The sequence below is a fragment of the Nostoc sp. UHCC 0251 genome (assembly GCF_034932245.1).
In the GTDB taxonomy this organism is placed as follows: Bacteria; Cyanobacteriota; Cyanobacteriia; order Cyanobacteriales; family Nostocaceae; genus Nostoc.
The window spans coordinates 40,821-67,476 of sequence record NZ_JAYGHD010000004.1; the positions used below are offsets into that span (position 1 = coordinate 40,821).

General features: G+C 41.2%; 17 protein-coding genes and 1 pseudogene. 1 reads left to right on the top strand and 17 read right to left on the bottom strand.

Translation table 11 applies throughout. From position 1 onward, the window contains the following. Window positions 1-1,419 precede the first annotated feature (1,419 nt). The 15 genes from ftsY to VB740_RS01325 form a co-directional block, all read right to left on the bottom strand. Window positions 1,420-3,075: a signal recognition particle-docking protein FtsY gene (ftsY, locus tag VB740_RS01255; protein ID WP_323198282.1), complete on the bottom strand. Its 1,656-nt coding sequence runs from the start codon at window positions 3,073-3,075 to the stop codon at window positions 1,420-1,422. A 285-nt stretch (window positions 3,076-3,360) separates the two neighbouring features. Further along, entirely contained in the window at window positions 3,361-4,002 is a 642-nt protein-coding gene (gene nusB / locus VB740_RS01260) for a transcription antitermination factor NusB (protein ID WP_323198283.1), read from the bottom strand. A 123-nt stretch (window positions 4,003-4,125) separates the two neighbouring features. Next, window positions 4,126-4,890: a DUF502 domain-containing protein gene (locus VB740_RS01265; protein WP_323198300.1), complete on the bottom strand. Its 765-nt coding sequence runs from the start codon at window positions 4,888-4,890 to the stop codon at window positions 4,126-4,128. Window positions 4,891-5,545: 655 nt separating this feature from the next. Further along, the gene (locus VB740_RS01270) at window positions 5,546-6,454 is read right to left on the bottom strand and encodes a glycosyltransferase family 2 protein (RefSeq protein WP_323198284.1); all 909 of its coding nucleotides are present in this window, start codon (window positions 6,452-6,454) and stop codon (window positions 5,546-5,548) included. 287 nt (window positions 6,455-6,741) lie between these two features. Beyond that, a complete protein-coding gene (locus tag VB740_RS01275; protein WP_323198285.1) occupies window positions 6,742-7,584 on the bottom strand; it encodes an HpsJ family protein in 843 nt (280 codons plus the stop codon). Window positions 7,585-8,119: 535 nt separating this feature from the next. Further along, window positions 8,120-8,767, bottom strand: a complete 648-nt coding sequence (locus VB740_RS01280) for a TIGR04282 family arsenosugar biosynthesis glycosyltransferase (protein WP_323198286.1) — start codon at window positions 8,765-8,767, stop codon at window positions 8,120-8,122. A gap of 32 nt (window positions 8,768-8,799) precedes the next feature. Then, the gene (locus VB740_RS01285; protein WP_323198287.1) at window positions 8,800-9,357 is read right to left on the bottom strand and encodes a pilus assembly FimT family protein; all 558 of its coding nucleotides are present in this window, start codon (window positions 9,355-9,357) and stop codon (window positions 8,800-8,802) included. Next, on the bottom strand, window positions 9,335-10,390 hold the full coding sequence (locus VB740_RS01290; protein WP_323198288.1) for a glycosyltransferase: 1,056 nt from the start codon (window positions 10,388-10,390) through the stop codon (window positions 9,335-9,337). Before VB740_RS01290 ends, VB740_RS01285 begins: the two co-directional genes overlap by 23 nt. Beyond that, the gene (hpsE, locus tag VB740_RS01295; RefSeq protein ID WP_323198289.1) at window positions 10,387-11,385 is read right to left on the bottom strand and encodes a hormogonium polysaccharide biosynthesis glycosyltransferase HpsE; all 999 of its coding nucleotides are present in this window, start codon (window positions 11,383-11,385) and stop codon (window positions 10,387-10,389) included. The genes VB740_RS01290 and hpsE (VB740_RS01295) overlap by 4 nt, the downstream gene beginning before the upstream one ends. A 21-nt stretch (window positions 11,386-11,406) precedes the next feature. Beyond that, entirely contained in the window at window positions 11,407-12,387 is a 981-nt protein-coding gene (hpsE, locus tag VB740_RS01300) for a hormogonium polysaccharide biosynthesis glycosyltransferase HpsE (protein WP_323198290.1), read from the bottom strand. 190 nt (window positions 12,388-12,577) lie between these two features. Continuing rightward, complete coding sequence (locus tag VB740_RS01305; protein WP_323198291.1) at window positions 12,578-13,282, bottom strand: type II secretion system protein; 705 nt, start codon at window positions 13,280-13,282, stop codon at window positions 12,578-12,580. A gap of 38 nt (window positions 13,283-13,320) precedes the next feature. After that, complete coding sequence (gene hpsC / locus VB740_RS01310) at window positions 13,321-14,349, bottom strand: hormogonium polysaccharide secretion pseudopilin HpsC (protein WP_323198292.1); 1,029 nt, start codon at window positions 14,347-14,349, stop codon at window positions 13,321-13,323. Between the two features lie 156 nt (window positions 14,350-14,505). Further along, entirely contained in the window at window positions 14,506-15,198 is a 693-nt protein-coding gene (gene hpsB, locus VB740_RS01315; RefSeq protein WP_323198293.1) for a hormogonium polysaccharide secretion pseudopilin HpsB, read from the bottom strand. Window positions 15,199-15,222: 24 nt separating this feature from the next. Continuing rightward, window positions 15,223-19,815 (bottom strand): hormogonium polysaccharide biosynthesis protein HpsA, encoded by a 4,593-nt coding sequence (gene hpsA / locus VB740_RS01320; RefSeq protein ID WP_323198294.1) that lies wholly within the window; start codon window positions 19,813-19,815, stop codon window positions 15,223-15,225. Window positions 19,816-20,425: 610 nt separating this feature from the next. Further along, entirely contained in the window at window positions 20,426-21,130 is a 705-nt protein-coding gene (locus VB740_RS01325) for a PIG-L family deacetylase (RefSeq protein ID WP_323198295.1), read from the bottom strand. A 238-nt stretch (window positions 21,131-21,368) separates the two neighbouring features. Between VB740_RS01325 and VB740_RS01330 the strand changes: the two are divergent. Further along, a pseudogene (locus VB740_RS01330) lies at window positions 21,369-21,629 on the top strand (four helix bundle protein); the annotation flags it as partial. A 231-nt stretch (window positions 21,630-21,860) separates the two neighbouring features. Here the strand turns inward: VB740_RS01330 and VB740_RS01335 are convergent. Beyond that, window positions 21,861-23,249: a glycosyltransferase gene (locus VB740_RS01335; protein WP_323198296.1), complete on the bottom strand. Its 1,389-nt coding sequence runs from the start codon at window positions 23,247-23,249 to the stop codon at window positions 21,861-21,863. Between the two features lie 264 nt (window positions 23,250-23,513). After that, entirely contained in the window at window positions 23,514-26,183 is a 2,670-nt protein-coding gene (clpB, locus tag VB740_RS01340) for an ATP-dependent chaperone ClpB (RefSeq protein ID WP_323198297.1), read from the bottom strand. Window positions 26,184-26,656: the final 473 nt, after the last annotated feature.

The following is a 26,656-nucleotide window of genomic DNA, read 5'->3' on the forward strand; positions in this document are numbered from 1 at the left end:
AACCATATTTAGACAAGACCTGTCACTTTAGCAAGAGTATAAAGACGTAACAAGCAACTTTTATCAGTATTTTATTTGCTTCTTGTAGTTTCTGATGGAATATTAGGAATTTCAAATTATGTATTTTTAGTCAAAAACCAACCCGTAAAAATTACTAGTTTCAGTGATAGTTAAGAAAGGTTTTCATTTTTCCATAACTTAATTTCCAAAGCATATCTCTAAAGTCATAAAAATACTTTATTAAAAAAATAATTTATAATCCTTTCAGAGTAACTGTTTGGGCAGAGGCAACTAGGAGACTAGAAGTTTTTTCAGTAAAAACCTCTATAAGCGCTCAAATCGAGCTTTGGTTTGGTAAATAACAGACTTAAACTCAATTCCCATACCTGAGAATATCTAAAAAAGTCTTCAAATACTTAATTTGTATACCATAATTGCTGGGATAATTGCCAAAATAGAGCTTTTCATTTTGAATTTTACGTTTTGAGTTGCTGAATCTGCAAAAATTCAACCCATTGAAATGGAATAAAAGTGAGACCACTCAATCCTTCGACTTAGCGGTAACAGACTTAAACCATTAACCTTTAATTGATTTTCGGGTGGACTCATTTGGTAAGTGTAAGATATGAATAGAAAAGATAACACTAAATCTAAAAAAATATCCTCCAAGAACTTTCAGTCAAAAGCTAGAAAGAGGGTTGTAGTTTAACCATCAGAGTTAAAACCTCTCGATTTTTTACAGAAAATATTTGTGAATACTTTCGCAAGTAGGAATTGAGAATACACCTGGGAGTGTTGAACCAGCTTACTTATACCAATTCACTTTTTGAGTCCACAGTGGACGATTTTCCAAACTTCTAATGGTCAGAAGCTGTCCTTTTCCTGATGTCGGCGCTGGGTAAACAGATGATCCTCGTACTCCTACTTTGAAGCAAGTTACCTGCAATGTGCAGTTCTTTCGACTTGCTAACGCAGTTGCTTCTTTGTTTGCGGAGTTTCCCATAGGGAAATAGGACAACTCATCATAGTCAACACCAGTCACCTACAGAGGCAAACGTCCCTTACAGTGCTGGATTCATCCACGCTGGCTCCCCAAGACACTACTGACCGCTTAGACTGCTGTCCATCCTACAATAGTTGCATTTTTAAGGTTAGCGTCTCGCTTGCCCTTGAAATTGCTGCAAGATGGAAGCTTCCGGGGTTTTGTGTGTTGCAACTAAATCCCCATTCAGAGCGTGAAAAATGGCATTAGCTTGAGATTTTAGCAAAAGTTATCCATTTATGATGACAAACTCATGATTTATGGGACTTGATTTGTTTCTAGTATTTTGTTTCTAATTAGTTCAAGTGATAATACCAGATCAGATATCCCTAAATTTATTCTTTGTCAAGAAAAATATTTAAATCCAAATTTTTCAATTAGCCACTCAAGAGAGCTTCGACAAACTCATAGCTAGAAAAAGGGCGCAGATCTTCAATTCCTTCGCCAGCCCCAATAAAGCGAATGGGTAAACCTAGCTGTTGCACGACGGCAAGGGCAACACCACCTTTGGCCGTGCCATCTAGCTTGGTTAAAACAACGCCACTTAGCTGGGCAGCTTGGGAGAAAACTTCGGCTTGGCGCAGCCCATTTTGTCCTAAAGTGGCATCTAGAACCAAAAGAGATTCTACTTTGGCATTTGGGGCTTTTTTGTCGATAATTCGCCTGATTTTGCTGAGTTCGTCCATTAAATTTTTCTTGTTTTGCAGCCGCCCAGCGGTATCTACCAGAAGTAATTCTGTTTGACGGGCTTGGGCAGCAGCGATCGCATCAAATACAACTGCTGCCGGATCTGTATTCTTTCCCGGATTGGAAATTACTTCTACACCACTTCTACTACCCCAAACCTTCACCTGTTCTACGGCGGCGGCGCGGAAGGTATCTGCTGCCCCAATTAAGCATTTATAACCAGATTTTTGTCCCAAGTGGGCAATTTTGCCGATGGTAGTGGTTTTACCAGCACCATTCACCCCAGTGATTAACCAAATGTTCAAGGTTTCTTTTTCTGGAGTAAAGGTTGTTTTATGCGATGCTTTGCTTGGCGCATCCAGCATATCGCGGAGGATTTTTTTCAGGTAAGCGATCGCTTCTTCAGGTGCAGTAACTTCTTCTCGAAGTTTTGTCTGTAGGGCATTGATAATAAAGTCTGTCGCCTCTACACCCACATCAGCTTGCAGGAGCAATGCCTCAATTTCGGTTACAGCAGCTTGGTTGAGCGGCCCTTGACCAACGATCGCCTTTAGTTGGTTAAGGATGCTACGGCGAGTCTTATCTAACCCTTGCCGGAGCTTTTTCAGCCAGGTAATTTCTTCAATAGAAACGTCTTCTGGATTTCTACCTTGAGCTGCTAAGACTTTTGCCGACCAGACAAACCCATCATCAAATACCAGTCCGGGAATTTCCTCTTCTGTTTCTGAGGTTGTAGCTACTGGCTGTGCTACCTCCGGTTCTGGGACTTCGATGGCGGTGGCCACTAGTTGTTCCAGCTTTGCTTGCCGTTCTGCCGCCGCCCGTTCTAAGAAGGATGGTGCTGTTGGCTGTGTTGCCTCTGGCGTAGCTAGTGGTTCGGTGGGTGTTGGTTCAGTTTCACTTGCCGGGCTTTTGACATCTGCTTCTTCAGCAATTGCTGCTACTGAGAAATCTTCTGTGGTTTCTTCTTCAGTAGCAGCTTGGATATCTTCTGGCTGTGTTGTTTCTGGGGTTGTACTAACAGGTTCCTCAGTTGCTTCTGGTTCGGTGATTTCCGCAATTGCCGTTTCTGCGATTTCAGGTTGTGCTGAGACTGCTGAGGCATCTGCTGAATCAGATGGGGTTTCTACTACTTCGGCTTGTTGTTTTTGCTGAATATTTTTGTAAGCAGCTTTAGCAAACGCTAACAAATCTGCCGTTGTGTCTGGTGCAGCTTCAGCAGTTGGTGTTGACGTTTCGGCTGGCTCTGGTTGGGGTTCTTGTGCAGGAAGAGTTTCTTCCTGTCTCGTATCAGAGGGAGTGTCAGAGGAATCGTTATATTTACGACGGAACCAATTAAAAACCATTGCAGCAGTATTGATTATATGAGTTATTAAGTTATAAGTTATGAGTTTAATTTAACTTTGCACTTTTTCTTGGGATGAAAACTTCTCGGTTATCCTCACCTTTCAACACCAGTTTCAGGAGAATGGGTACAACACAAGGTTCCCTCTCTTCGTGCGGCGTCTCGCCTTCTCCCAAGGGAAGAGGCTAGCACCCGCCGTAGGATGCCCGGAGGGCTGTAGGGAAAAGTTCCCCTCCGAAGAAGCCGCAGAGGCGGCTATAGACTTTTCTCAACGGCAGTATAGGGATTATGCTGTTTTTTTCTGCTCAGTAACTCGGCGCAAAACACCGTTAATAAATCGATGACCGTCGTCTCCACTGTAGCGTTTGGCTAGCTCCACAGCTTCGTTGATGGCGATACTATCTGGAACACCTAAGAACTTCATTTCTGCCACAGCGATTTGCAAGATATCGCGGTCAATTTGGGCAAGGCGAGTTACTTGCCAATCTACTAAGGCAGTAGAAATGAGTTCATCTATAATGTGTCGATTTTCGTTGACGGTAATCACAAGTTCTTTAGCGTAATTACGGACTCCCTTATCCTGATTAGCTAACTGAATCAATACTGGGAAATCAACTGCTGTACCCAACTGATTAATTGCTGTCTGGGTACAGGCGATCGCTTCTTGAAGCATTGTTCTGGCAGAATTGAGGTCGGAAGCCCGAGTTTGGCTACTTAAGAGGCGATCGTTACTGCGTTGCAGTTCACCTGCGGCATTGTCGAGGGTATCTTGCACTTCTGAGGTCAGAGTACGTACTGCTCCTAGCACCAACTTGGATACTAGTTGATCGTCTTCTAATTTATCTAATTTTTTGGGGTTGACTGGCAATTGGCTAAGGCTTAAAAGCGCCAACTCACGAGCAATTTGCTGGGGTTTACGAGGTTGCATAAAACTGAGGGGTGATTGTGCGAGAACTGATTAACTAGGCGGAGCAAACTTACAAGTTTATCAATTTTGGCACAGTCAAACAACAACAATTACGCATTTGCTTGTGACTTTGCCAGATTGATTTTAAGTTTCTTCAACAGAAATAATCTGCTGCTTGATTTCGTCGTGTTTCCCTTCCAGTGTGGACTCTTTGGGGAAAACTAAGGGCGTATTGGGGGCGACAATGCCACCTGATACAACTATTTTAAAAGCGTCTTCAATCGAGATGGAGAGGTTAACCACCTCATCTTCAGGAACGACTGCGTACCAACCTGTGGTCGGATTCGGGGTGGTAGGGATAAAAACACTTAGTACGGGGCGAGGCATCTGGGCTTGGATATCACTGCTGATTACACCAGTCACAAAAGCGATCGCCCAAATTCCTCGGCGGGGATACTCTACCAAAATTACTCGGCGAAACTTGCCATTAGAATCTTTTAAGATTGTTTCTAAAAGCTGTTTAAGAGTTTTATATACCTGTCCTGCTAAAGGAATTGCCTGTAAAAGTCGCTCACCAAAATCTAACAACCACCTTCCAGCAATATTACGAGCCATCAAGCCCATCAATAAAATACTCAGTAGTGGTACAGCCAATCCTACTAATAAATTCAGTAGATTTACTAAAATTGGGTTTAACCCATCAAAAGGGTTCAGTTGTTTGGGAATTTGGGTGAGGAAGTTGATTACCCAAGTAGCAATGGTAATCGTTAGCCAGATAGTGGTTGCTAGGGGAATTACTACTAACAAACCAGCAATCAGGTCGTTTTTTAAGTCCTGTTTTAGGCGATCGATTACCAAGCCCCGATTCTCCTGTTTTAAGCTAGAGGAACTTTTGTTATTGGTATTCATACCAGCAGATTCGTCAAATTCCGAAGACTTTAACTTTAGGCAGTTTCTACCGCAAGTAACTGTCCAAAACGCTAGCAGCTTGGCTGCTGCCGCAAAAACACGTACTTGTTGCTGGAAATTAGCTATTTTCCTACAAGCATACACATAGACATTAACCAATCCGATACCGACTGGTTATTTTCAGAGGATGTTACTTTTCTTTGTAAGACTTGTAAACGATTGTTGCAAGCCCTTATGTATTACTAATCTACCGCGCTCAATCAAAAGCTGCTCATGATTGTGAAAGTTCCACCAGGTAAACTAAAGAATTATTTTATCTGGCCAGTCACTCACATTTGAGTAGGAGCAGCTTTTATGAAAATGTTCTGTTAAAAATATTAATTTATTCTGGTGGTTCTCGTTTAGGTGGAAAACGCGATAGGGACGCACAGCTAGCTATGCGTCCCTACTTCTGAATTCTGATTTTGCGATCGCGTATCTGTCCAATCACGAATTGTTTATTCTACTGGGAATCCTTCTAATCTGGGACATCCAAGAATTAAATTATTCAATTCCCGCATCCAACCTCACTATCCAATTTTTTCTCCCCCTGCCTCCCCTGCTCCTCTTCTCCCCCTGCCTATTTTTTTAGTTGCAAGTCCCTCTCCAGTCCCCATTACGCCACATCAGCCTGTGTCGTTTCAGAATCCGCACACTGTAACTGTTGTGTATTCTCTTCTGCCAGAATTGGTGTTGTGTCTAAATTAGGTTTTGGTAGATACTTCATTTCCCAGACTTTGAGCAAAATCAGGTATTCATAGAATGCTTGCAATGTACACCAAGCAAGTCCGGCGCGTCCATCTAAGCATCCGCCTAAGATAAAATACATATATACAAACCTTAGCAACGGTCTAGCAGGTAAACGCAAAGATAAATCTTTTAATGCACGGCGTTTTTCGACTTCCGATTTGCCAAAGAATAAATCTCGCCAGTTGACCTTTCCCTGCTCTAATTGATAGAGCGTTTCTTGAGCTTCATCTGTAGAATAACGGTTATGCTTGTCAATCCAGCGGTTCAAGCCTTTGCTAGAAGTATAGTGTGGATATGTCTCTTTTAAAAAGCTAGTTGCACCCTCACAAACTTCCCGTTCAGTATGACCGTAGTCTGTAAACCAGACTTTACCGTGGCGGAAGAGGCGCATTTGGTAACGGGGATACTGTGTGCTGTAGCGAATCCAATGATTCATGAACATAACACGTTCAGCCACGTAGTAACCAATGTAGTCTGGACTCTGACTTGCCTTTTGGCATTCTGCGAATAGTTCTGGCGTCATGCGCTCGTCAGCTTCGAGAATGTAAACCCACTCGTACTTCGGGGAAATAGACTCTAACATCCAGGTGCGTTGGCGTCCGTGGCTTTCAAAAGCGTGTTGGACGACACGGATGGGATAGCGGCTGGCGATTTCTATGGTGCGATCGCTACTGCATGAATCCACAACAATTATGTCATCCGATAGCATCGCCGATTCGATACAAGCAGCAATATCTAATTCTTCGTTATATGTCAGTATGTAAATTGAGAACATTACCCAAGTTTTATAGCGATTTTACTCAGTGATAATTGCATTATTATTATTAGGGACATCCAAGAATTAAATTACTCAATTCTTCCATCCAACGTCACTTATCCAATTCTTTCTCCCCCTGCCTCCCCTGCCTCCCCTGCTCCCCCTGCCTTCCAAAACGATTGATTATTTTTTACTTGCAAGTCCCTTAGCTTGGGAGAAGGGGAGACGCTAAAAGCGATCTGCCCTCTACCTCCTGCCTTCTCTTATAATTTTCGGTTACGTCCTACTGCCATACCGATAGTCGATTACCGTGCGGTAGCTCTAGGTTTACCACCTTGTACAGCACCCCTGTTTCTTAAGCCTGTCCAGCCGATGATAATGTAACCAATAGACAACAGCAAACTGCTAATCCCAATCCGCAGTCCAGACTTCCAAGCAGTATCTCTAGCTTGTTGCAATGCTTCGTCTCTGCGCTGGCGAACTTGGCTCAGTTGTTGAGCTTGCAGCGTTTTAACATCTGTTTGTTGTTGGATAGCTTTTTCAAGTGCTTGGGGATCTGTTTTAGCCTTCTTCAGCAACTCTTTTATATTTGCGGGAATTTGAGGGCTTTCAAGTGCTTGCTTATATCTCTGCTCATCTTTGAGTAGTTCACTAAACTGAGCTTTGGTTTGGTTTCGCAGTTGCTCTAATTGAGCTTTTCCTTGATCAGTATTCAGTTGTGCTTGCAATTGCGTTAACCGAGTGTTCAGTTGATTTTCAGCCTGATCTGCTTCTTGGGTGATGCGGTTAAGTGTTTGAGCCTTAGCTTGATTGACATTATTGAGGTGCAGGGGAAAAATCAGTAAGAACATCAACCCTAAAATACTTGAGATGATCAGGGCGGGAAGTCTTAAATCGATACCTTGGGGGTGATCGCTTTCTGCATTAGCATTATCAAACCAATACCCTGCAAACAAAAGCCCCAGCCCTACCAGAGGAACAATTCCTCGATCAACTAGCGCTGTTGCCAAGTTGATTTGCCATACCCGATCAGTCGGTTGAAAGGGTAACAATAGAATAAAAAAGTCAACGAAAAAGGACAAAATGCAAATTATTCCAACTACCTTAAGTGTGAGGGCAGTACTCACGGAAGTAAAACGGTTAACCATAGTTTTTCAAACTGGCGGTGAATACGAGTGATTTTCATATTTCAAGCTACTTGAATATTGTGCCCATGACAGTGACTTTTGTGTAGAAATATAAAGCAGATTCAATATCGGCAAAGGCTATCTGCCTCTTGGTTTTCAACTAGGCCACAGTAACATTTGTTATGTACAGTGTCTTCAGGAAATTCCTGGTATTTGAAGATACGAGGCTAATGCGGTGCTGTGGAGTATGGCTCATTGATTACCTGACATATTGCACCAAGCGACTGTAAGTCGCAGCTACAAACAAAACCCGTCTAAGCGGGTTTCAAATCTTTGATTTTAAATTAGTCCACGCAAGTCTCTTAGTTTGTATACCTGTGATTTGTAATTGCCAGGGCTAAATACAATATCTGAGTTCCTATTTCCCTCATCTCCTTGGCGTTGCTGATTCCATGTATGAAAATGATTTTGCATAATACCAAAATCCTTGTAGAGACGTAGCACTGCTACGTCTCTACATCCAGATTCATACTTTAATTCAGCAACGCCATCTCCCTCATCCTCCCGCCTCCCCCTTAAGGGCTTGTTCCCAAATAGACAGATCCTCAGGTCGGTCAACATCAGCTAAAGGCGATAAATTCACATATGATAAATTAAGCTTTTGGGCAATTTCCACCGTTTCCTGGAATACTTTAGCAGTTCCCCACTCGATGTTAACGAATAACTCTGGGATAGGTTGACGCAAACCAATTAAGTAATATCCACCATCGATCGCAGGGCCAAGTACAAGATCAAAGGTGTGTAATTTCTCAAAGGCGATCGCTAAAATTTGGGCATTGACTCCAGGACAATCTGTACCGATGATAATTACATTTTCTGCACCAGATTGAAAAGCCTCGAAAAGCGATCGCGCCATCCGCGAACCTAGATCCCCTTCAGCTTGAGACTGGTAAATCAAATCCAACCCCAGCCAGTCTTGCATGAGTTGCAAATCGCCACCTGCAAACCGCACTTCCACAGAGATGGCTATGACTTTTTGCAATTCTTGAACCTGAAATATTGTATGTTCAGTCATCTGGCGTTGAAGATTGGCAGCACCAACAGTTCCCAAGGCAGGTATCAATCGGGTTTTTGTCTTACCTGGTTCTGGATAGCGTGTAAAAATAATCAAGTGCTGTTTTGGGTTTGCTGGTAAGTTCAGCACGCAATACCTTATTTGAATAAACTAAAAATATCTTAATAGCAATACTTGCCGTTATCGGCTGTAGTATGTTCTTTTGCAGTTCGCATTGTCCCTAAAATCGTTGAAATAATAACACAACGCTTAACTTTACCACCAGACCGACTGGATAGCGTCATCCGTCCCATATCACCAACGCTTTTAACATTACCTCTGTAGTCAAATTGAACTTTGCGTATGCCATTTGACAGTTGCAAAGTTGTCTCAGAATCTAAACGTACATTGGCATCTAGGTTATTCCAGTTAGCCGCAGATGGGTTTACTGTAGCAGGATGAACCGCCCATTGAATAATGCCGTTTTGCTCACGAAAGCTGGTTTGCCAAGTCAACTTTTCTTTACTGGCTTGACTTCGAGCTTGCTGCATAGCAAGGTGAATTTCGTTTTGGGCAGTATTGAGGCGGCGAGTTTGCACAAAAGCTAGCCAGTTGGGTATTGCCAGCGTGGCTAACATACCAATTAATAAAACAACTACTAAAGTTTCTAATAGTGTAAAACCACTACTGGAGTGCTTATTGAAAAGATTGTCTGTATTAACTCGATACGGTAAATACACCCGGATATCCTTTTTGATCTTCTGGTCGCTTTTCAACTACCCAGCCGTTGAGCAATGTTGCAGTTTTTTGCCTTCTTACTTCACGCTGGTTAGTAATCTTGTCTAATAAGGTAGGCAGAATAAGAATTATGACAATTTTCAGTAACACTTTTAATGTGAAATTTAGATTCTGAAGTTTTGCAGGGTCATGAAGGAAATACTTCCACAAAAATATGGCAGATGCTAAACCTTTTTGTCTGTTAAACGGCTTTTGTAAGGCTTTACAGGTCAGGTATTTATATAAATTTGCTAGGCTTATATTCCAACTATGTTTTAGTGCAGAAGGTCTTTCCTTGTAGGCTCTATCAAGCACTTGCAAGCAAGATTTTTCCTGCCTGACAAGATTGCAAGAAACCGAATTAGCACTTATTCGATATAAGATTTGTACAGATGGTACACATATAAAATTAAACTTAGAGGCTAATCGCAGCCACATATCCCAATCCTGTGCCGCACTTAGAGATTCGTCAAAGCCACCTAATGTAATTAAAGCTTTTCTACAAATTAAGGGATTGGAACCATTCTCTAGAAAGTTATTTAATAACAAACTATTATAAACATCCCCATTTACATTAATCCGCTTACCAGAAACTATAAATTCACTATTTGCATTAATATAATCTGTCCAACTGTAAGCAACTTTTGCAGTAACGTTTTCTTGCAGAACCTTGAACTGAGACTGAAGTTTATCAGGTGTCCAAAGATCATCTGCATCTAAGAAACTAACAAATTCTCCAACTGCATGGCGTAACCCTCGGTTACGGCTGACGTTGCCCCCAGCATTGGAATAGGAAAATACTTTGATTCGTGAGTCTTTTATTTGTGTAACAACTTCTAACGTTGAGTCTTGTGAACCATCATTAATTACGATTAATTCTAGATCAAGAAAAGTTTGATTTAGAACAGATTTAATTGTGTTACCAATAGTCCTTTCACTATTATAGGCAGGTATAATTACAGAAATTTTTGGGAGGTTTTTTGTGGATTCAATCATAATGATAGAGCTTTTTTATGTTTGAATACTTTGCCTAAATTACATTTTAAATAGTAAATAGGACTCATCATGCTAGCTAAGTAAAACTCAATTTCAAAAAGTGCAATTAGATTACTTTTTAATTGACCCCTATACTGAATCAGGTGCTGTAATACTCTGCGTAAATTACCTAAGATAGTTTTTGTGAAAATTATAGGTTTTTGCCAATTTTTAGTATTTATCAAGCGCAACTGGAAAATACACAAACCACAGCCGCGTGCTAGAGTTAGTAGGTAATCTTTTTCAAACCGCCATTGTGGTATTTGATGATAGGTATGCATGGTAGGGTTATACCAAATTTGCCAGCCTGCATAATGTATATAAAGTAATGGTTCATAGTCATCACCCTGCACCAAAATACCAGGCAACTTCCCACTTAAATTAGGTCGTGCTGGTACATTTTCACACCACACTTCTTTTCTGACAACAAGCGCTGCACCAGGAGGAAGCCTTAAATTCTCTGCATCAAATAAATGTGGATTTGTACCATGTTCTCTAATAGCTAAAAAAGCTTGGATTCTTTCAAAATTTTCTGGCGGTTTTACTTCAAAATCACCATGAATCTGTCCACTCCAAGCACCTGCTTGAGGATGCTCCAATCCAAAGGTATATGCTTGGGCTAACCAATCAGGAGCAGGTAAGTTATCATCATCTAAAAATGCTATTAGCTCACCTCTGGCTTCACGTACTGCCCGCAATCGTGCAAATGCGGCTCCCTGTTCGGTTTCCAAAAAGTATCTTAAATGAGGATTTCCATCATATTTTTTTTGGTAATTCTGGATTATTTCCAATGTATTATCAGAACTGTTATTATCTACAATAATAATTTCCCAGTTCAGTTTTTCTACTCCTGTCTGGGTTAATATCTTATCTAAAATTTTAGGTAAACGGGTCGCTCCATTATATGCAGGAATGGCTACGCTAATATCTAAAGTTTCAACTGCTACTTTTGTCATGATAAGTAATATATTGATAATTTATTTCTTAAAATATCCATTTTTCCACAGGTAAAAAGGACTAATAAAACTACTTAAATAAAGTTCCATTTCGCAAGCAAGTACCAAATCTTGTTTTAGCTTGCTTCGATACTTGAGTAAATGTAAAGCGATTTTACGCAGGTCATTTATCATATAAGATAAAAGAGCAATTGGTCTATATACCTGTTTTATGTTAACTGTTCTAGTTACATAACGGCTAAGTCCAATACCTCGAAAAAATGGAATTAAATACTCTTTTTGTAACCGAAAGCTTGGGATTTTATGAGAAATTTCCATTTCTGGGTTATACCAAATTTCCCATCCTGCTTTTTGGATATAAGACAACATTTCTAAGTCTTCACTAGTCAGCATATTGCCTTTAACTCTACCCGTTAAAATAGATTTATCTGGTACGCTTTCTAACCAAGCTTGTCTACGGACAACAAGTCCGGCAGAGGGTGGTAGCAATTTTTTGGCTGCTTCATATAATAGCGGTAAATTTCCTCGCTCTGTAATTGCCAAGAATGGAGCAATTCGCTGAAAGTTTTCTGGTGGTTCTACTTCCCAGTCAGGGTGAATTTGGCTGCCATAAGCTCCCGCCTTGGGATACTTTTCACCAAAAGCATAAGCTGCGGATACCCAATTTGATACTGGGTAGTTGTCATCATCTAGAAAACCGATAAATTTACCTTTAGCTTCTGCAACTGCCCTCTTTCGGGCATAAGCTGCTCCCTGTTGCGCTTCAAAACAATACTTTAAAGGGTAAGGACACTGCCAATTTTTTTGATAACTTTGAACAACTTTAGCTGTGTTGTCAGTGCTGTTATTGTCTACAACTATAATTTCCCATCGCAAAGCGTGTCGTAGACAAGATAAATTTTCGGTGTGAATTTGGTTTTGTAGTCGTTCTAGTAGTTCAGGCAAACGACTTTCACCGTTATAAGTTGGGATAGCTACAGTAAAGTCAAGGTTATCAGTCATTTGACAAAAGTTACATTTTGATTGGTAGGATGATTTTTATATGTTCAGCCAATGGCTAATTCATTACTCACTATTAAATAAATCTGTCAAAGATTAAAACTGCACATGATGTTTCAATTTTGCTATCAATGTGCAGTTTTATATACAGTGTTATTACGTATTTTTAAATAAAACTTGTTACTTAAGCTGCTTAACCGCATTTATCGTCTTTTGCTGTGATCATTGAGCCTAAGAGAGTTTTTACAATAACGCATCGCTTGACGCTACTAGCCGATGTAGAATTTACAGAGCTTGGTACAGCTACTACTATTTTTAACCCAGGTGGCTCTGTCGAAGGAGCTATAGGTGTTCCAAAGCTTGCATTGGGTAAAGTTCCCATATAGTCAAAGGTAATTTTTTTTGATGCACTTAAAGTGTAGGATACAAGAGGATCAACAGTATTAGCAGTGTTTTCGCCACTAAGATTTGTACCTAGCAGTAATTTTTTAGAATTGGCTCCCACATCTGCCCCTAAAGGTTTCCATGTCCATGTGCTAGTTACAGCATCAGTACGATAAACAGCAACCTCTACATTTTGGGTTGTGGTATTTTTCTGAAAACTTACACTGTAGCTAAGTTTTTTGTTTTTAGCTTCGCGCTGTGCTTCTTGCAGTGTGGCTAAAACGACTTCGTTAGCTTTATTTAGCTCCTGTCGATTGACAAAGGCAAGCCAACCAGGAGCTGCGATCGCAGATAGAATTCCTATTATCACCATCACTGCGATTAATTCTAGCAAGCTAAAACCAGCATCCTGTTGGGTGTATCCAGAGGCGTAGTGCAGCCTATTAACTAAACATGGCTGTTTACTTTTTTTGCTGTGGATTAGTTGCAATAATCTCAAACTTAACTTTCCCATAATTAGCTGCCATTGATTAATCCTTTGAACTTCAGCATTTACTTAGTAAATAAGTATCCGCGTCCCTGTACTCGTATGCTTGCAGTCGGAAAATAAGTTTTTTTACTATCAGCGTATTTTATTTTATTTGAGTCTGTTTCGATACGAGCAAGTGCATTACCTCGGATAAAGACTTGCGCTGTTGTGTTAACTCGATCAACACAGCTATAAAAACCAGTCATTTTATATGTATCACGAGTATTGAAAGTAGCTGTGTTTGGTGGAACTTTTGACCATGTGTTGTTAGCAGAGTTAGGAGGACATGTTACCGATGGCGTTTCTGGTACGTCGTCAGTTTTGGTTTGATCAATAAAGTCAACAAGTACTAAGGGAGCAGGAGGAACTGCTGGAGCAACTACTGCGGCTTTTGTCCAAGCATTCATCTTTTGTGTTATCGTGCCTATTCCATCAAGCTTAAATAAAGCAAAACTTGGACTAGGACACTGACCGGTTAGATATTTGCCACAAGTTTGTGTACTGCTGGGATCTGGTACACCGTCTCTAATTTGCCATCGGGCGATACGAGCAGCATTAGACCAAGTAGTATTAGTGTCTTTAATTAAATAGTAGGCAACTAATGAATAAACAAAAGTATCATCTTGTTGAGTGCCAACTGTAATTACTTGACTAACTAATTCTCGCTTCCAAAAAACAAGGATAGGAACTCTATCTGTTGCAGTTGGGTTAGGTAGTTGATTCCCAGTTGTACCTGCATTAGGGCAAGTAGTAGTATCAGCAGTACCAGTTAGACAACCAACTCCAGTAGCATCATAAATATAGATGGCCTGCTGTAAATCACGGGCGATGTAATCCAGCGCAGCTTGAATTTCTTGCTCAGAATTTGCCTTGGCTTGCTCCTGCCGATCTGTGCTCATAATATTGACCATGAAGCCTAGCAACGGCGTGATAATGAGGAATGCCAGGATCATGGCTACCAACAATTCAATTAGTGTAAAACCATCAACTTGCTGGATGCCTTTGGAGCGCTTCAACTGGTTACTGAGCAGAAATTTTAGTGTACTTATCATACTCCGGTATTCTCTTTGCTAATAGATGCACAGCGATCGCATAATGGACATCTCCAGAAATTAATTATGCGTTGCCCGAAATCTTTGGTAGACAGAATTCATGAATTCTGCCTACGTACTTTTTACCAGATGTCTAATGTGAATTTGCCCAGTTTTTTATTGGCAAGTTTGATTTGTCGCAATACCCAGCCGCTTACATAAAGCCTGAAATGAAGTAGTACTGTTGCCAATGTCGGTTGTCATTTCAATTAATGGTGCTTTGCGGCTACCTAATCCACCAGTGAAAGGTGTTTGTGTTTTTTTAGTACCATCGCTGGCTGTTAAGGGAAAGTCGGCATCTGCTCGATAAACCCTAATTCCCAGACGATAGCCATCGTTTACCCCGGTACTTTGGATAATTCGACTAGCCTGGATATAAAATAAATTGCCAGTATTGCTACTACAGTCGGGATTAGAAATGCTACCGTTCTTGAAGCAATATAAAGTAGTTGCTACTGTAGGAACGGGCATATTTGTAGTATTAATTAAATAGTCACCTGGGCTACCTGTTACAGGTGGTGTACCCGCTACATCTGAAACGCGCCTGGGTGCAGCTGATGTAGGAGCAGCAAGTGTAATGACTGTACTTGGCGGTGTAATAGCTCCAGTTCTGATACCATCAATGTATGTTTTTGCCGCTTGAGTTGCTAGTTCCACCCGTCGAGACTGAACTCGCGTTGCTGTTGCCAGGACTATTACAGGTGCGATCGCTGTTAGTAAAATAGCAACTACGAGTAGTGCTACCAACGACTCAATAATAGTGAAACCAGACTCCCCAGAAGGATGGATTTGTTGTTTGTGTTTAATCATTGCTAATCACCAGCTTCTGAAATTTTAAGATGGGCAGCTACTAGGACGTTGATCAGAATCGATTGCAGGAGTATACACAGGAGGAGTACTAGTATCGGGTTTTTTCGCACACAACAAGGTTTGTACCCAGGTGTCATCTCTACCAACTTCCCGGAAGTACTCATCTGGTAAATCATCTGGTATTGTCACCAATTTTTGGGCAAATAAGTCAGGTGACTGAGATAGGAGTGCTACATCATAACCCCATTGCCTTGTAGGAGCTAGATAGAAAGGCGTTCTGCTATCGTTGCCTGTAATCTTATACTTAAAATCATCAGTTTGAGTTGTTAACGATGTGCTAAATGGGGCAGTGGCATAGGCACTCCGTTTGACCTGGATGAAAGAACCGCTCATTCTAGCTTTAATAGCATCGCTTGTTGTTCCAGTTGGGTTCCAGTTTTCAATGAAGCGCACAAAGTTGTGTAGACCACCGTTGTCTTCTGTAGGACGCGCTGGGGTATCTCCAGCTACAGCAATTAAATTGAAAGTAGTTTCAGTAGCTGTTTGCAACCAATTATTGTGGCTGCCAGCGGTAATCGTATCAGTGTTATTTGGGCTTTGAGGAGTAGCAAAGGGTTGGTTAATTTGTAGAACTGGTTCAAATCTACTGACAACACCACTAACTAGAACAGGCTTCAACCAGGGCATAAACACATCGTTTGGTGGCGGTAATAGTGTTTGCCCTGTAGTTGATGTTGTTGACCCTAGAGTAAATTCTCTTACATCCTTACCAGGGGAATCAACCCCTAAGACTCTAAGAGGAGTAACTAATTGATGAGTAGTGGCATCACGTACAAAAGCAATTCTCCGAGGAGGATTTCCAGGAAAGCATGTCAGAGTGCTTGAATCGGAAAAAATGTATCCTGTTTTTAATCGATTATTGCTAGGGTCTCCATTTTTACCAATAATGTTACCGTCCCATGTATTATTTCCACCTCCATTTCCACAAGATGTTGTAACAATCCATTTTAAAGGATCAGTACAATCTGCTGGGTTACTAGCAGTGCAAATTTCGGTCAAATAACTTCCTGGTGGTATCTGTAGCGCAATTGGTGTCACAAAGTTATTGAGGTAGGAACTACCTTGGAACCCTGTTGTGGTTGAGTCAAGGTCTTTGGGTATACCTGTAGTGGTATCACGCCATCGAGCTAGGGGGACAAAGCTATTGTATTGTGAGAATTGCGAGAAACCGGATGGTATTGGTAATGGAGCGTTATAGCTATTATTCCAGTCATAATCTCCCTCATCGCGGTAGCCCAATCTAAAGTTATTAGAAAGTAAAGTAATAGAATCTGCCAATACAGATGCAGGACGCCATTCATCGCCAGTTGTACAGTTAGGTAGTCTTGTGTCATTTGGACGACACGCAAAATTTGGATTGCGCTGGTCTTTGGTACGAGTGTAGAAATTGCTCCAGTTGTCTGCCAAGTAGCCAGTGGTATCTGATGGGGTTCCGAACTCTTCTTGCGTATGAAGATTAAAATTCCCTTTAACGTAGACGGGCAAATTGGTAGTTAAAATCAACCCTTTCTCTACGTCTCGATAATTATTACTTGTGCCGCGACCAATTTTTGAGCCGTTGATGAGCATAATGGCATTAGGACGGCGCGTTGGGTCAAGCTTATAATCCACCGGACTTTCAAGTTTTTTCGCCTCTAAATCTGTAGCAGATGAACTCGAATCTGGCAGTGCATCATTGCGAGTAGCATAGATAATGCCGCTATTTGGCAGTAAGTATTCTTGCGCTGGAGTTGCTCCACCATATGTAGTAGTGCGAAGCGAGTTGATATCTAATACTGTGGCGCGAATTTCTAAAGGTTGTCTGTCTTTCTTTTCAAGATCGTAATTTGTACTTGTATTGGTTGTTTGATTTGCCTTAACCTGTCTTGCATCTAAAAAGGCAGTTTCTCGAATTGCGCCGTGAGCAATAGGAGGTGTAGTGGTTACTGGAGAAATACTGCCATCTAAAATTTGTAGAGCGCAAATTGCAGCATGAATTGTAGACTGTTCCGAAAGAGTACGATTTGCTGCTGTTTTTGCTAAAGCTTGTGCTAGCAGTCCATCATCTATAGAACGTCCAGCTAAATAATCTGGATTAGTTGCATCAGTTATTGGACGTTTTGGATCTCCTTTTATATCTCCTTTTGGATATTTTAATTGGGATTGATAAGTCAGCATAGCGTCATAATCAGTGACTGTCTTCGTTGGAGGCCCGTAGACTATGCCGTTATTAGATAGACCATCAGTAGCTGAACTATTAGCATCTGAAGCCCAAGTTGGAAGTCCTGTTTGATTTTTAGCAGTAGTGCTGTTAGTAGGGACGTAAAAGCTGCTTACACAAGCTATAGGCTGTGGACTTTGCTGGCTGTAACCAGTAGCTTTGTAGTGATAAACAGCTGTAGCCCGCATCCGCAGATATGGCGTCTTAGTTGGATCGGCAATTTCGGGCCATTTATATTCTATGGAAGAGTAATTATTTACGTCTACAGAAGAGTAATCATACATCGAATATGGCTTAATAGTCTTTTGTGTGGGTGCTGGAGACTGAGGCACTGACATCATATCAGACCAAATTTCTTTGGCAGCTAAAGATAAGTCAGTACTTGCCGCTGTGAAAGTATTAGGCAAATAAATTCCAGCACCAGTCACCACTCGTAAACCACCAACGGGGTCTTGTAGGTTACTTGGTACTTTAGCTGCTGCTAGTTCCCAGTCTTTATCTCGGTCTGTAGAGCCTAAATCAGCTAGTATTTCTACGCGAGAGCGGCGAGTGCGAGGTACAGAAGGCGTTGCTGGTAGATCCCAGTTAACATCACTAATATTTTGGGTATCTTGGGGATTTGGGCCTACAAATCGGCTTTGATTGCTATCCCACCAGATTTGAGGCAGATTGTTACCAATTACAACCCTATCACCTAAAGATTGTTCTTTTCCTTCATAGTCTTTTTGTAGTTTAGTGGGTTCTGTCGCACCCGGTATCAGCTTATTATTGCTGATACTTAGGGTTAAGTCGGTATGACCAGTACCTGTTTTACCATCCGTAGGAACAGTAGGATACATCCAAGGATCTTGGGGGCGTAGAGTATCGCCACTGCCTTGAAGCGGAGTATCTGTGACGTATGCACCTAATGCAACTGTTTCAGTGCTGCCAGCAGGAACTTCTTTGTAAGGTACGCGACGGGTGCGTTTTTGAAAATATAGCTGTAGCTGTTGTTTGCGGAGTGTGAGTTCTTCTGCTGTGGTGTAACTTGTTAAACCAAGCTTATCTTTTTGTTGTTGAATACCGTTGGTAACTTCTGTGGGGTCAGGATTTGTAGTGTTAGCTATTTGGGCGCTAACTAGGCGATTGATACGCTGCACGTAGGCGAGACTGTTATAAGCGAGCAAATTCCCTTCATTTGTCACTGGAGTAGTTGATCTTGCAAAATCAACTACAACAGGATCAGTGTCTTCTCCTTTCCTAAATAAATCCACTTTGGTGACTTGGGGTAAATCTCCTGTATCTGTTATTCCACCAGCCCCTAAATTTCCACCAACTACAATTTTGGCATTTTCAGCTTCGTAGTAACAGGATGCTTTACTGCTAACTTGATATAGCTTGATGCTATTTCCTGGTGAACCAGTGATGAAGTTACTATTGGTAAAAATTCGTCCATTCAATCTGAAGGTCGGGCCTGGACTAAGGTCTATGTCATCTTCATAAACAACAGCATTGTTAACCAGAGGAAGTTGTGCGCGGTCTTGTTGATACTCTAGAGCAGAGAAGCCTTTATTACCTTTGTATTTCTCATAGTTATTAACATCTGTAGGGTCAGTAGTAATCGGAACATTAGCAGTATAAACAAAAAAGGCTTTTTTCAACTTGTTGCCAATATTAAACCAGCCAGTGCTACCTACCAAGGTGGCACTTGTGCCTAAAGTATCTCCACAATCTCCACTCGTGCCATTAGCGGTCATTGGTGGAGTTCTCGCCTCTAGGGAATTTCTAGCCTTTTGATATGCGCCATTCGTTATCGGAGGATTTGTAAAGTAGATGCCATAAAGAGTGTAGCTATCAAATTTACCATTGTTATCGGTATCGACTGGGTATTGCCATGCCGTTTTCAGTTCAGTTCGTTCGTTTGTATATGTTGAGCTTTTAGTTAGCTTCAGTTGAGTTTCATCGCCAAAGGTATATTCGTTTATATTAGTTGTTAAAGTAGCGTATAGTGCATCGTCTGTTGGCGTAGCTCGCGGTAGTCTTCCATCTTGAAATAGCTTGCTTAATTTAGCTCTAGCGCGATCAATTGCCGGGGTTGCAGCATTAAGAGTAGCCTCATTTACTCGAACATTACTAGCATTTTTGGAACGTTCAAAAGAGCGAAATAATATTGCAGTTGTTAATAGTACAACAACTAAAGATACCATTGCTACCGTTGGTAAAACAAACCCAGCATTTCCTGTACCACGTCTTCTGTTAGTGGTAAGAATAGTTCTTAATAGCCAAATAATTTGCTTGTTTATTGTAGATAAAAGCTGGCTGCCAAGTTTTTTTAAATTAAATATTACTGCCTTGAATAACTTGCGTCTTACAGACATAGAAGCTCCCCTGCCAAGTGTTTAATTACAGATTTGAGAATGTTGATTTTATAGCTAATTCAGCCTATTATGTAAGTTTTAACTAAAAGTGAGACTTTTGATTGATGTGAAACCTAACCTTGCTTAAATATTGTTAAAAGTGCAGTAGCAAATTAACAAATACTATTTATTCAATTTATATCATGGCTTCATGTTTTCGTTAATACCGAAAAATACTGAATTTACCGAATTTATTTAATTTATACTTGCTTATTAAATGAAATTTTATCTTTCTATAGAATACTAATTCCACAGAAACAAAACCTGCATTTTAGCAGGCTAATTAAGCTCACTTTGATAGAGAAATAGTATAATTTAAAATTAACTTTGTAGAAATCTATTTCATCCAAAGATAGCTTTATGAAGATGTTGTCAGCATACTAAAGTTATAGTACCCACCTGTTAACGCAAAAATATCAGTTAGGGGCAAAATAATATGAAAAAATTTAAAACCTCCCTGTAGTGGGGAGGCGACACAGTGAATATTCTTAATTTCAAGCAAATACGCAGTAATTAGGTTTAATAGTCAATAGCTGAATTACACTGTCGTTTGCACAGGCTATCTATTAGATTATTGATTTGACGACAAAGAAGTTGGCTTGAAAAAAATTTCATACGGTACGAAAAATCGTCGTAGGAAACCAGGCCTTAGTACAGCAGAAGTTTCAGCATCAATAGGTAGGCACTGGGAGCGATAGGCTTCAAGCGCCTCTATCTTCTCGCTTTGAACTGAATGAATAGAGATACGGTGAGCAGATGCTAATTCATCTAGTTTCAGGTCACGGAAGAGTAAAGATTTCCAGAGAATCCAAATAGGGTACTGGAAAATGTCAACCTCAATTTCAGAGTGTTGAATCGCCGCTAGCAGTAATTCATAAGTTACTTCATGGTCTTTAATCCGGTCTTGGCGATGAGTCACATAAACCTCCCCAGGCTGGAAGGATTTCAGAAGCCCGGCAAGTTGTTCAATTGTTTGTTGGCGATTGCTTGCATCTAGATATTGAAGCTGACTATCTGGTTTATCGAGAAAGTGAATTTGGCTCTTGTCTATGCCTAAGATGCTTAAAGCACAAAGCGCTTCCTGCTTACGAATTGGAACTATTTCACCAGATTGAAACTTGGGATGTTTGCCATGACTTGCTGCTCCATCTGTGACAAAAACAATTTGGACTGGCACATTCTGCTCTCGCTTGAGTCTAATTAAACCACCACACCCCAAAACTTCATCATCCTGGTGTGGTGCAATTATCATCGCAGATTTTTGATTGACTTTCATTGGCTTACTACCAATATGTAATAGCCAAAGAAACTGCACGCTACTGAAAAATTCTGGCAATTTATGATTGTATAGTCGCCATATTTTGTTTTGTACTCGATGAAGGAAATGTTTAACGTTCAGCATTATAAGAAAGGCAGAGGGCAGAGGGCAGAGGGCAGAGGGCAGAGGGCAGAGGGCAGAAGGTAATGAATGATTGATATGATGCTATAACTTCAAACTTTTAGCCTTCAAACTTATGAGCTACAAAACTCAGTTTATTTGGAAGAGAGCAGTACAACTATCAATCAACTGTTATAAGCTTACCGAATTATTTCCTAAATCTGAGATATATGGAATGACCAGTCAGATCAGACGGTCATCCGTATCAGTTGCGTCAAATATTGCAGAAGGATACGGGCGCAATGGAAAGCAAGAATATATTCATTTCTTACATATTGCTCTTGGGTCTTTACGAGAACTAGATACACAGTTAATTATTTCTGCATCTGTTGAGCTATAGGAATCATATTTGATTTCTGAAAATATTTCAGTGTGTTATGCCGTAGGCTAACGCACCATCCGAAGATTCTGGTGCGTTACGGAAGCCGTAACACACCCTACATATACTTAGATTTTTTCATAAATCAAATACTAGTCCTATAGCAGACAAACACTTGTTTGATTCTGTCTTGAAAGAAGTCGAAGAAATGCAAAGCATTCTTGTCTCCTCAATCAATAAACTAAAATCTTAACCTTCTGCCCTCTGCCCTCTGCCCTCTGCCTTCTTCAGTTGTAGGTTTTTATATAGGGTTGCTAAATCTGCCGCTTGCATATTTACTGTGCGAACAGGTTTAATACCTTGGCGTAATTTATTAAGTAAATTAGTATCAGTTGCTAATCTCTCAAGAGCTTGAGTCCAAGCTTTAGTATCGTTAGCATTCACTAACCAACCATCAATGCCATGCTTAACAAGTTCAGCAATACCCCCCAAGTTAGAGCCGATAACAGGTATAGATAGGGAGTGGGCTTCTAATACAACCAAAGGTCCAGTTTCCAGGCATTGGGAAGGTACAGCCAGTAAGTCATAGCTAGCTAGAGTTTGAGGAAGTTTTTCTCTTGGTAGTTGTTTATTCACACGAATCCGAGGATCGTTTGCTATCAAATTAAATATTTTTTGGCGATATCGTTCATCCTGCGTTATTCCATAAATGGTCAACTCAATCTTTACAAGAGGCGGTAAATCTTTAACTGCCTGTACTAAAATTTCGATACCCTTATATATATCCCAGCGTCCTAAAAAAACTACTTTTAAAGGGTCTGATTGCTGTTTTGTCTGTGGTAATTTTTGTTGTGCAGTATAAGAAATTCCATGTCGGGAGAGAATGAGTTTTTCTTCAGGTATGCCATTGATGAGTAGAGCTTTATAAAGCCAATCACACACTGTCACAATGCGGTCTGCATATTTTGCCATTTTTAGCAAACTTTTTTTGCGTGCAGCAACATAACTAGGCACGACAAAAGGGCGTACAAATCTTCCCAGATTGCCATCGTCTACTGACGCTGGAAGATATGCACTTACAGGCATTGGTAGGCGACTAACGATATCTAAGGGCAAATGGCTCAAGCTATTGACCATTGCAGCAGGTAGCTTTTTGCTCAAAGTATCAGCACACTGAGAACACCGCACCACATCAATTTTGCCATCACAAACTTTCTGTCCATTGAACATCAAAGTAATTCGCTGGCAAACGGGTACAGCATAGTGTACTGTCAACACTGTTGCCATGCCTAATTCTTTAGCTAATCGCAAATGAGGCAACCCACAATATACTTCCCAATGGTGCTGATGATATATGTCTGCTTTTTGCTTAGTTAACCAATTAGCGAAATACTCAAATTTCCCATGCGGAAATTGTCCATGATTTGGTTCTGTTTTGGGTGCAGGAAATATAGGATATCGATAAACTTCTACGTCGTTATATTTATAAGTTTCTTCTTTTTGGGAACCGTTACTAGCTGCTGCTATCTGGATGTCAATATCATGCAAACGCAATTCTGGCAGTAACTCGGTGAGGTTTACTTGAATACCACCACATTTATCTGGGAAATAACGAGCAAGAGCTTGAATTACTTTCATAATAGGAGCCTCCAGGACAGTAAATCTGCTCTTGCTATTTTAGTCGCTGTATTATGAATTACCCAGTAATAGCTGTGCTTCAGTAAAAACTAGTGGTCTGTCCAATTCATTTTGCGGGGCTGCTAGATCCCCGACTTCTTCAAGAAGTCGGGGATCTGAACACCACTAACCTCTCAAAACTATTGACCAGAAATAAAAAAAAATTTTGACTTCCCCGTTCGCGTAGCGTCTCCGCAGGATAAGGGGTTGTCGGTATCTTGACTTTTACGATTCTGGTGCTGACTCAACCAACTTGACAGTAGTTGGCGAGATTGATACCTTCACCAGCGCTTTTTTGCTAAAAGACAGACCGTTTTCATTTTTGTCAATGATAATCGTGTCTCCAGAGATAAAAGTATTTTCCAATAACTTGGTGGCGAGGGGGTTTTCTACTTCTCGCTGAATTGCCCGTTTGAGTGGACGCGCACCATAAACTGGGTCATAGCCTGATTCGACAAGGTGATCGCAAGCTGCTTGGGATATCTCAAAGAAGATTTTTTGCTCACGGAGGAGATTTTCTACCCGCTTGAGTTGAATACGGATGATCTGCCGCATTTCGGTGCGATTTAGGGTATGGAAGAGAATAATATCATCAACGCGGTTGAGAAATTCCGGGCGGAAATGCGATCGCAAGTTTTCCATTACTCGCTTCCGCATCATTTCATACTCGGAATCATCACCAGATACATCTAGGATATGTTCGCTACCTATGTTACTGGTCATGACAATCACAGTGTTGCGAAAATCTGCTGTACGCCCTAATCCATCAGTAATGCGACCATCATCCAACATTTGCAGAAATATGTTAAATACATCTGGGTGAGCTTTCTCAACTTCATCTAACAACACTACAGAGTAAGGCTTACGACGAACAGCTTCAGTCAGTTGCCCTCCCCTTTCAGAGTCTACATAGCCTGGAGGAGAACCAACTATTCGCATGACAGAATTCTTTTCCATATATTCCGACATATCAAGCCGGATGATGGCATCATCAGAATCAAAGAGAAACTGAGCTAAAGCACGGGCGAGTTCGGTTTTACCTACACCTGTAGGGCCCATGAACAAAAATGAACCAATGGGGCGAGAGGGATCTTTCATCCCCGCACGAGCGCGGCGAATTGCGGCGGCTACCGCTTCTACAGCCTCTTCTTGCCCAATGACTCGTTGATGCAAATGACTTTCTAATTGCAGCAATTTTTGTCGTTCCGATTCCAACAGGCGATTGACGGGAATTCCTGTCCATTTGGCAACGATTTCGGCAATATCGGCTTCAGTGACTTGTTCTCGCAGCAACGTGGAACCTTGGTTTTGAATTTCTAAAAGGCTCGCTTCTTTGGCTTCGCGCTCGTGCTGCACTCCTTCCAATTTGCCATACTTCAGTTGGGCAGCTTTATTTAGATCATAAGCACGTTCCGCCTGTTCAATTTGCACTCGCAGCGCATCTTCTTCTTTCTTTAAGGCGCTTATCGCCTCCAATATCTGCTTTTCGCCTTGCCATTGTTCATTAAATATTTGCTGTTTTTCCGTTAAATCGGCAATTTCTTGCTCAATGCGCTCCAAACGTTCTTTCGTTTGGGGAGTACCCTTTTCTTCGCCAGCTAATGACAGTTTTTCCATTTCTAACTGCATGAGGCGGCGATCAATGGTTTCCAATTCAGCTGGTTTGGAGGTAATCTCCATTTTCAACTGTGCGGCGGCTTCATCCACCAAATCAATGGCTTTATCTGGTAAGAAGCGATCGCTAATATAACGTGCTGACAAAGTTGCTGCTGCTACCAACGCCGAATCAGAAATTTTGACGTTGTGATGCACTTCATAACGTTCTTTCAATCCCCGCAGAATGGAAATAGTATTTTCCACACTTGGCTGATCGACAAATACTTGCTGAAAGCGACGTTCTAGAGCAGCATCTTTCTCAATGTGTTTGCGGAACTCGTCTAGGGTACTAGCGCCAATACAACGCAGTTCTCCCCGCGCCAGCATGGGTTTGAGCAGATTTCCGGCATCCATTGCCCCTTGTTGGGTGGAACCTGCACCAACTACGGTATGTAGTTCGTCAATAAACAATACGATGTCACCATTAGATTCTGTAACTTCCTTGAGGACAGCTTTCAGGCGTTCTTCAAATTCTCCTCGTAATTTTGCCCCAGCAATCAAACTACCGATATCTAAAGAAATGAGTTTGCGGTTTTTTAGAGATTCGGGAACGTCACCATTTACCATTCGCTGTGCTAATGCTTCTGCGATCGCAGTTTTACCTACCCCAGGTTCACCAATGAGTACAGGGTTATTTTTGCTACGACGAGACAATACTTGAATTACCCGCCGAATTTCGTCATCCCGCCCAATCACCGGGTCGAGTTTTCCAGATTTTGCCTGTTCTGTCAAATCTCTGCCAAATTTTTGTAAGGCGTCATAGCGGGATTCTGGGGTTTGATCTGTCACCTTTTGGCTACCGCGAATGGTTTTGATAGCAGCTTCTAGTTTAGCTGCATCCGCAGTAAAGCCTTTGAGGATCTTTCGTCCAACGCGATCGTCTTCAGCAAAGGCCAAAAGTATGTGTTCCACAGAAATGTAGGAGTCTTTCATCCTAGCTCTAGCTTCCTCGGCTCGGTCTAGTAAAATATCTAAATTGCGGCTAAGGTAAAGCTGATCGCTTTTCCCAACTTTGGGCTGACGTTGGGTAAAGGCTTCTAGCTGCTGCTGCAAGCGGATTGGATCGACCTCAGATCGAGCCAGAATACGTATGGCTAGACTAGTGGGTTCTTCTAACAGGGCAATAATTAAATGTTCAACATCTAGTTGCTGTTGTTGATAAGCACGGACTATATCCTGAGATTTAACAATCGCTTCCCAGGCTTTATCAGTAAATTTATTTGGATCTGTAGGTTGCATCTTTATAATCTTGGAATTTTGATTTTTAGTTTAGGGATTGGGTGTTGGGGACTGGGGATTGAGGATTGGGGATTGGAAAAACTCTTCCCTAATAACTAATTCCTAGCCCTTAGTCCCTAATTATCGAAGCATTCTCAGCGTATATTCGCGTGTATCTCCAATGGCAATTTTGGATTGGTAATTGGCGATCGTTATAATCCATTACCTATATTTCTAATTTAAAACGAAAACACTGTTATGAACGGACTTTGCCAAATGGTAATATTGGGACAATCGCTATTAGTGTTGCTCATCAACGATAGTATGCGGGTAATACTAATAGGATTTACGCAGACAAGATACCCCAACCCGCCTAAACCTAAAATAGTGAGGCAAAAAGCCAAAAGTCTCGCGCGTCTGGGTTTACCTGCATGAGATGTTTCACGGCATCTGGAAAACCTCTCTCTAAATCTCTCTCCTAAAAGGAGAGAGAC